This is a genomic window from Meridianimarinicoccus zhengii, from assembly GCF_003254465.1.
Lineage (GTDB): Bacteria > Pseudomonadota > Alphaproteobacteria > Rhodobacterales > Rhodobacteraceae > Meridianimarinicoccus > Meridianimarinicoccus zhengii.
Window position 1 is genome coordinate 1 of record NZ_QDFI01000125.1, and the last position, 6,467, is coordinate 6,467.

The following is a 6,467-nucleotide window of genomic DNA, read 5'->3' on the forward strand; positions in this document are numbered from 1 at the left end:
GGCCACCAGGGATCACACCGTCGACGGTGCCGAAATTACACCACGTGCTCGGACGCTACCATCAAACCCAAGGACTCTCGTTATGAACGAGGGACGACCGGGGGGCAGGGCACGCCCCATACATTCATGCGGGGCTCGCGGTATCGGGCATGTCTGGCTTGACAGCACAGCGATGCACCCAGCGCTAAAAAAGGAACGTCCCTGCGGAAATCGCGATCAGCAGCCCGTAGCCGCCGGCCACCACGGCGCCATCCTCTGCCATGAGCCCCATGGCGAACACCGCGACGGGCAAACCCATAAGTGGGACCAGAACGGGAATGACCCCGATCACAAGCAGCGAGAGCCCGGCAAGGGTCACCAGAAACCCGATGGCCACGACCGAGACGCGCCCAGCGGCAAGCCACTGCCACCGCGCTTCGAGAAAGCGGGCCAGAAAAACGCTGAACGGATACACTTTGTCGGCGATTGCCGTCACCCGCGCGGCCGACACGCTGCGCTGTCGCGCGGACCGTGGCATCCAGATGCCGTCGCGCCCGGCGATCATCTGAACGCCGATGGCCGCCGCCAGAAGACCAAGCGCGCCACCGACGCCGGGGATCATGCCCACCGGAACGATCATGAGGATCGACACGATCATCAGCAGCGGCGCATGACCCTGCGCGCCGAACGCGTCTACCAGGTCGCCAAGGTTGATGTCCCTTTCGCGCGCCCCGAGCGCCCGCAAGCGATCCACCGCCCCCGGCAGGGCCTGCGGTCCCCGCGGGCGCGGCCCATCGGCAGGCGGGCTTCCGTCGTGTTCTTGCCGTTTCGTCATGAGCGCCCCTTTCCGTTCGCCGCTTGCAGGGCCAGGCAGCGGGTTTCCGGCGCGCCTGCGAAAGGCGGCCGGTCCGCACACGCCCCGCAGTCTGACACGCGTGTATCCATCAGTAATGTGATGGCACTGCAACGCCTCCGGCCTAGGATTTTCTGCTATACCGATGCGGCCCGATGCGGCGCCGGGAGGGGGGCATGGGGGACGAACGGCGCACGCGCGTCATCGTTGGCGCGCGGACCCGACATCACTGGGGGTGGTCGGATGTCAACGCGCCCGACATGCGCAGGCTGGCCAGCACGTGTGGGCACCGCCCGCCGCGGGTCATCCATTCGATCGTCGGCGCTTTGAAAATTTTATGGCGTACCCGTGACAGGCTGAAAAGGCTTGCATGCGCGCGTTTGCGGGCGCTGCATTTCGGCGCTTGGCGGGCCTGGGCGGGTGGTGCATCGTCCGGGCATGACCGACCTGCACCGCACAGTTCGCCTGCTCTACACCGGCAACAGCCAGCGCGCCCGGCGGTTTCGCTACGGGCTGATCGTCTTCGACGCGCTGACGATCGTGTATTTCATCGCCGTCGCCGCGCTGCCCGTCACCCCCCTGACCACCGCCCTGAACACCGCGTTGGGCGTGGTTATCCTGATCGATCTCGCCGCGCGGTTCTGGATTTCCGACAACCTGCGCAGCGAACTGTCGCGGATATACACCATCGCCGACCTGGTCGTTGTCGCATCGCTGCTGCTCGCCCCGCTGCTGACCGAGAACCTCGCCTTTCTGCGCGTGCTGCGGGGCTTGCGGCTGATTCATGCCTACCACCTGCTGCGCGATCTGCGGCGCGAAAGCCTGTTCTTCCGGCGCCACGAGGATGCGATCCTCGCGGCGGTGAACCTGGTCGTCTTCATCTTCGTGACCACGTCCTTCGTGTTCGTGGTCGCGTTCGACGAACACAGCGGGATCGGCGGGTATATCGACGCGCTGTATTTCACCGTCGCCACGCTGACCACCACGGGTTTCGGCGACATCACCATGACCACGCCGCTTGGCAAGCTTCTGTCGGTGTTCATCATGGTCGTCGGCGTGGCGCTGTTCGTGCAGTTGGCGCGGGCGATCTTCCAGCCGTCCAAGATCAAGTACAAATGCCCCGAATGCGGCCTGAGTCGGCATGACCCCGACGCGATCCACTGCAAGCATTGCGGCGAGCCGCTGAAGATCGAAACCGACGGCGACACCGCCACCTAATCCGCCCGCAACATCCCGCTGCCGGGGACAAGGAAACCCGAAGATGTCGTACAAGATCGATCTCGACCGCGACGAAAAAGAGCACATGAACGAATACGAAAGCGTGCCCTCGCATGTCATCTTCGAGGCCATCCGCCGCGAGGGCGAACACGAACTGTCCCGCCCCTTCAGCGCGCTGTGGTGGTCCGGGGTCGCGGCGGGGTTGGCCATCAGCACGTCGGTGCTGGCCAAGGGCTTCCTGACGGCGATCCTGCCCGATGCGGCCTGGGCACCCGGCATCACGAACCTCGGCTACACGGTGGGGTTCCTGATCGTGATCCTCGGCCGGATGCAGTTATTCACCGAGAACACGATCACGCCCATCCTGCCGCTCTTCATCGCACCGACGCGGGGCAAGTTCGCGCAGACCGCGCGGCTGTGGGGGATCGTCTTCGCGGCCAACATGGTCGGCTGTCTCGCCGCGGCGCTGGTGCTGGTGTATGGCCATATCCTGCCCGGCGCGCGCTTCGACGGTATCCTTGCGGTGTCGCGCCACTATGCCGAGGCGACGCCGCTGCAGCATTTCGCCTGGGGCATCCCGGCCGGGTTCCTGATCGCGGCGCTGGTGTGGATTCTGCCCCGCATGGAGCACGCGGGCGAGGTGCTGATGATCGTGATCGTGACCTACATCATCGGCCTTGGCGACATGTCGCACGTGGTGGCCGGGTCGACCGAGCTGTTCATCCTAGTGGTGCGCGGGGAACTGGCGCCGGGTGCTGCGGTATTCGGCGGCATCCTCCCGGCGCTGGCAGGCAACGTGCTTGGCGGCACGGGCATCTTCGCCGCCCTCACATATGCGCAGGTGCGCGAGGAAATCTGATCGCGGTCAGTCCTGCTGCACCTCGTCCAGTCCCCGTGCCAGCACCGCGCCGAGTGCCGCGATGACAGCGAAGGTCAGCAGGACCGGCGCGGGCCCGAACCGGTCCGCCGCCAGTCCGAACAGTCAGCCCGCCATGAGTGCAGCACCGATCACCGTGTTCGACAGCGCCGTGTCGCGCGCTCGAAACCCGTACTCGGCCATGTCGGTCAGGTGCAGCTTGCGGCCCGCGCGGACGCCTTCATAGGCGATCTGCGCGGCAAAGATCGCCGCCGCGGCGCCCATCGGCCCGCCGATCCCGCCGACAGCCAGCCTGACGCCGCCGACCACCGCGAAGACCACGGCCCCCAGCGCGCCCGCCGCCATCAGGGTCTGCCGCTGGACCGGTCCGACCGCCGCCCCCAGACATAGGACGCCAGCACCGACGCTGCGGTCAATGCCATCATCAGCGGACCCAGATCGTCCAGCGCGCTCCGGCCCGACGCGGCTGACAGCATCACGACGAAGGGCGGGGCCAGGCCCGTGATCGCGCCGCGCCGCCGCTTTGTGATGGTGCGCGCCAGCGCGTCCTTGTAGCTGACGGACGAAGCCGCGCGCGCCACAGCCAGCACCGCAAGGCAGGCCACGATCACCGTACCAGCCGCGCGCCCGACAGCAGCAGTGCCGCCGCCGCCATGCCAATCGCGGCGATGCCCTGCGGGCAGCGCGAAAAGCGCGGCAAGCGCGACGGCGCGCAGCATCTTCATGGGGATCATGAAGGTCTTCCTCACTTGAACCGTGACATGGCGGTGTTGAACGCCTCGGGCATGCTGTCCATCGCCTTGTCGAAGTCCGATTTCATGTCCTTTCACGCGTCGTCGCTGGCCGCGCGTATGCCCTTCAGTCTGGTCTCGGCCTCGTCGCGCTGCTTCTGGTACGCGATGCGGGAATTTGCCTCTGCCTCGTCGACCTTCGCCTTGGCCTTCTCGATGTACTGGTCCCGCTCTGACATCCGGACCGTCCCTTTCCGATTGTTGCGCGTTCAGATGCAAGAGTTTGCATGTTATTTGATTGCACTGCGGCTGGATAGATGTTGAGTTTGGATCAGGCACGTTTTTCATGCGAGAGGAGACCCCCATGTCCGAGACCAGCAAGCTCACGCTGGCCGTTGTCGAACTCGCCCGCGCGAACGAGGAGTTCCGCAAGGTCCTGTGGACCGGCGATCAGACGCAACTGGTGCTGATGGCCATCCCCGAGGGTGGCGAAATCGGCGGCGAGGTGCATGAAGGCCATGACCAGCTGCTGTATTTCGTGGCCGGGTCCGGCGTGGCGAAGATCGGTGATGCAGAATGCGACGTGGCCGATGGCTATGTCAGCATCGTGCCGTCCGGGTCGTTTCACAACTTCCGCAACACCGGGTCGGGGATGCTGAAGCTTTACACCACCTACAGCCCGCCCGAGCACGAACCTGGCACCGAGCATGCCACGAAATCCGAGGCGGACGCCGACGAATGATCCCGTCGTGGATCCCGTCATCGTTGGCGCGGGCAGCGCGGGTCTGTCCGCGCTGCGCGAGGTGCGCCGGTATACCGACGACGTCCTGCTGGTGAACGACGGGCATTGGGGCACGACCTGCGCGGCGGTCGGCTGCATGCCGTCCAAGGCGCTAATCAAGGCGGAGAACGCCTTTCACCGGCGGGGGGCCTTAGAGGAACTCGGCGTTCGGGGCGCGGATGGCCTGCGCGTCGATATCCCTGCCGTACTGGCCCGCGTGCGCAAGATGCGCGACGGCTTCTTCAAGGGGCCGGAATCGACACCCGACAAGCTGGGCGACCGCGCCGTGTCGGGCCGCGCGCGGCTGCTGGGTCCGGGGCGGGTGCAGTTGAACGGTGTCACCGTGTCGGCCCGCGCGATCATCCTCGCACCGGGGGCACGCCGGTCATGCCGGGGCCGTGGCGCGCGTTCGGCGACCGTATCCTGACCACGGACACGCTGTTCGAACAGACGGACCTGCCGCGCCGCATCGCCGTGATCGGCATGGGCGCCATCGGCGCCGAGATCGCGCAGGCGCTGGCCCGGCTGGGGCTGGAGGTGGCCGGCTCCGACGCGGTCGAAGGCTTGTCTGGCATCGACGATCCGCAGGTGCTGGCGGCGTTCCGACCGCTCATCGGGGCCGACGTTGCCCTCCATCTCGGCGCGCAGGCCGAACTGGCGGCGGCAGGGGATGCGATCCGCGTAACCGGCGCCGACGGGTCCTTCGATGCGGACGTGGTGCTGGCCGCGATCGGCCGCAAGCCGAACCTCGACGGGCTTATGCTCGACACGCTCGGAGTGCCGCTTGACGACAAGGGGATGCCCGACATCGATCCCGCGACCCTGCGCCTTGGCGATCTGCCGGTGTTCCTCGCGGGCGATGCGAACGGCCATCGCCCGCTGCTGCACGAGGCGGCCGACGAAGGCCACATCGCGGAGCGCATGGCCGCACCGGATGGCGGCGGCGCAGGGCTGTGTCGCCGCACGCCGCTTTCGATCGCGGTCGCCTCCCCGCAGGTGGCGCGCGTGGGGCCGCCCCTGTCGGCGCTGGACCACGCAGCGATCGTGACCGGCACGGTGGATTTTTCGAAACAGGCGCGCGCGCATGGTGCAGTCGGCCGCGGGTGTCCCTGCGTATCCACGCCGATCGCGACAACGGGCGGCTTCTGGCCGCCGAATTGTGCGTGCCCGCGGCCGAACATCTGGCGCACCTGCTGGCTCTCGCGGTGGACCAGCGCCTGACCATCGCCGACATGCTGGTGATGCCGTTCTACCAACCCGCTCTGGAAGAGGGTTTGCGCGGCGCGCTGCGGGTTCTTGCCAGCGACGTGCCCGGCGCAGGCGGATCGGACCTGTCGGCCTGCGCGACGCTTGGCCATGACGCCCTCGACTGACGCGCGGCGCGCGCCGGGCTGCGTCAGGAGTGCGACGTTGGACGGACGTGAGCGGCGAATGGAAGGGCCGTTTCGCGTCTGTCCTCCGTGACATGCCGGGCAGGCCCGCGCCCCGGGCAGGCGCCTTGCGCACTTGTCCTGTCCCGGGTTTTCCATGATACCCGCCGAAACGACCAATCAACACGCCCAGCGAGGGAGATGCATCATGTCTGCACCCAAGACAAACATCGAAAAGCAGAAGCGCCGTCACTGGCCCGCCATCCTGGGCATCGCGGCGGCGGTCGCGATCGTTGTGGCGATCCTGCTGGGGCTCGGTGTGTGGGACCGTGTGCCGCTTGACGAACAGGCTGCACCTGCTGCGGCCAGCGGGCAATAACGCGCGGGCGACGACCTGCGGTGCTGTCATGGGTCCCGTGTCTCACGGCCTAATATCAACTATAAGACCTACGTGATGACCTATATCCATGCTGCCGGTCGATGAATGACTCGCGGAGTGCTTAATTGTGGCCGTAGTTTGTCGCCGGGACAGAAACGACAGTTCTCGCCGGGACCCTCAAGCTGCCTTCGGTCACACTTCTGCTCTGTTCGCAACTGCCTGAAGGTTTTTCGATGCGGGCCGCGGCGCGACTTGGGCGGCCGGGAGGTGGCGGCCCGC

At 66.8% G+C, this 6,467-nt stretch carries 11 protein-coding genes; 7 read left to right on the forward strand and 4 right to left on the reverse strand.

All coding sequences use genetic code 11. From position 1 onward, the window contains the following. Nucleotides 1-184 precede the first annotated feature (184 nt). A complete protein-coding gene (locus DDE13_RS21475) occupies nt 185-814 on the reverse strand; it encodes an exopolysaccharide biosynthesis protein (protein WP_111406261.1) in 630 nt (209 codons plus the stop codon). Nucleotides 815-1,270: 456 nt separating this feature from the next. On the opposite strand from DDE13_RS21475, the gene DDE13_RS21480 reads away from it, so the two are divergent. Then, complete coding sequence (locus DDE13_RS21480) at nt 1,271-2,050, forward strand: ion channel (RefSeq protein ID WP_111406266.1); 780 nt, start codon at nt 1,271-1,273, stop codon at nt 2,048-2,050. 43 nt (nt 2,051-2,093) lie between these two features. Then, a complete protein-coding gene (locus tag DDE13_RS21485) occupies nt 2,094-2,909 on the forward strand; it encodes a formate/nitrite transporter family protein (RefSeq protein ID WP_111406262.1) in 816 nt (271 codons plus the stop codon). 123 nt (nt 2,910-3,032) lie between these two features. Here DDE13_RS21485 and DDE13_RS21490 read toward each other — a convergent pair whose 3' ends face one another. The 3 genes from DDE13_RS21490 to DDE13_RS23100 all read right to left on the reverse strand — a co-directional run bounded on the left by DDE13_RS21490 (nt 3,033) and on the right by DDE13_RS23100 (nt 3,897). Beyond that, the gene (locus DDE13_RS21490; RefSeq protein ID WP_111406263.1) at nt 3,033-3,272 is read right to left on the reverse strand and encodes a hypothetical protein; all 240 of its coding nucleotides are present in this window, start codon (nt 3,270-3,272) and stop codon (nt 3,033-3,035) included. Continuing rightward, complete coding sequence (locus tag DDE13_RS21495; RefSeq protein ID WP_111406264.1) at nt 3,272-3,661, reverse strand: hypothetical protein; 390 nt, start codon at nt 3,659-3,661, stop codon at nt 3,272-3,274. Before DDE13_RS21495 ends, DDE13_RS21490 begins: the two co-directional genes overlap by 1 nt. A gap of 92 nt (nt 3,662-3,753) precedes the next feature. After that, nucleotides 3,754-3,897, reverse strand: coding sequence for a hypothetical protein (locus DDE13_RS23100; RefSeq protein WP_162631162.1), 144 nt, complete (start codon nt 3,895-3,897; stop codon nt 3,754-3,756). A 125-nt stretch (nt 3,898-4,022) separates the two neighbouring features. On the opposite strand from DDE13_RS23100, the gene DDE13_RS21500 reads away from it, so the two are divergent. From DDE13_RS21500 to DDE13_RS23105, 5 genes are all read left to right on the forward strand, one after another. After that, nucleotides 4,023-4,400: a cupin domain-containing protein gene (locus tag DDE13_RS21500; RefSeq protein WP_111406265.1), complete on the forward strand. Its 378-nt coding sequence runs from the start codon at nt 4,023-4,025 to the stop codon at nt 4,398-4,400. 7 nt (nt 4,401-4,407) lie between these two features. After that, the gene (locus tag DDE13_RS23650; RefSeq protein WP_222626174.1) at nt 4,408-4,866 is read left to right on the forward strand and encodes an FAD-dependent oxidoreductase; all 459 of its coding nucleotides are present in this window, start codon (nt 4,408-4,410) and stop codon (nt 4,864-4,866) included. Then, a complete protein-coding gene (locus DDE13_RS23655) occupies nt 4,827-5,660 on the forward strand; it encodes an FAD-dependent oxidoreductase (RefSeq protein ID WP_222626175.1) in 834 nt (277 codons plus the stop codon). Before DDE13_RS23650 ends, DDE13_RS23655 begins: the two co-directional genes overlap by 40 nt. Next, on the forward strand, nt 5,645-5,812 hold the full coding sequence (locus tag DDE13_RS23300; RefSeq protein WP_222626176.1) for a hypothetical protein: 168 nt from the start codon (nt 5,645-5,647) through the stop codon (nt 5,810-5,812). Before DDE13_RS23655 ends, DDE13_RS23300 begins: the two co-directional genes overlap by 16 nt. 205 nt (nt 5,813-6,017) lie before the next feature. Beyond that, a complete protein-coding gene (locus tag DDE13_RS23105) occupies nt 6,018-6,188 on the forward strand; it encodes a hypothetical protein (protein WP_162631163.1) in 171 nt (56 codons plus the stop codon). The last annotated feature ends 279 nt before the right edge of the window (nt 6,189-6,467 follow it).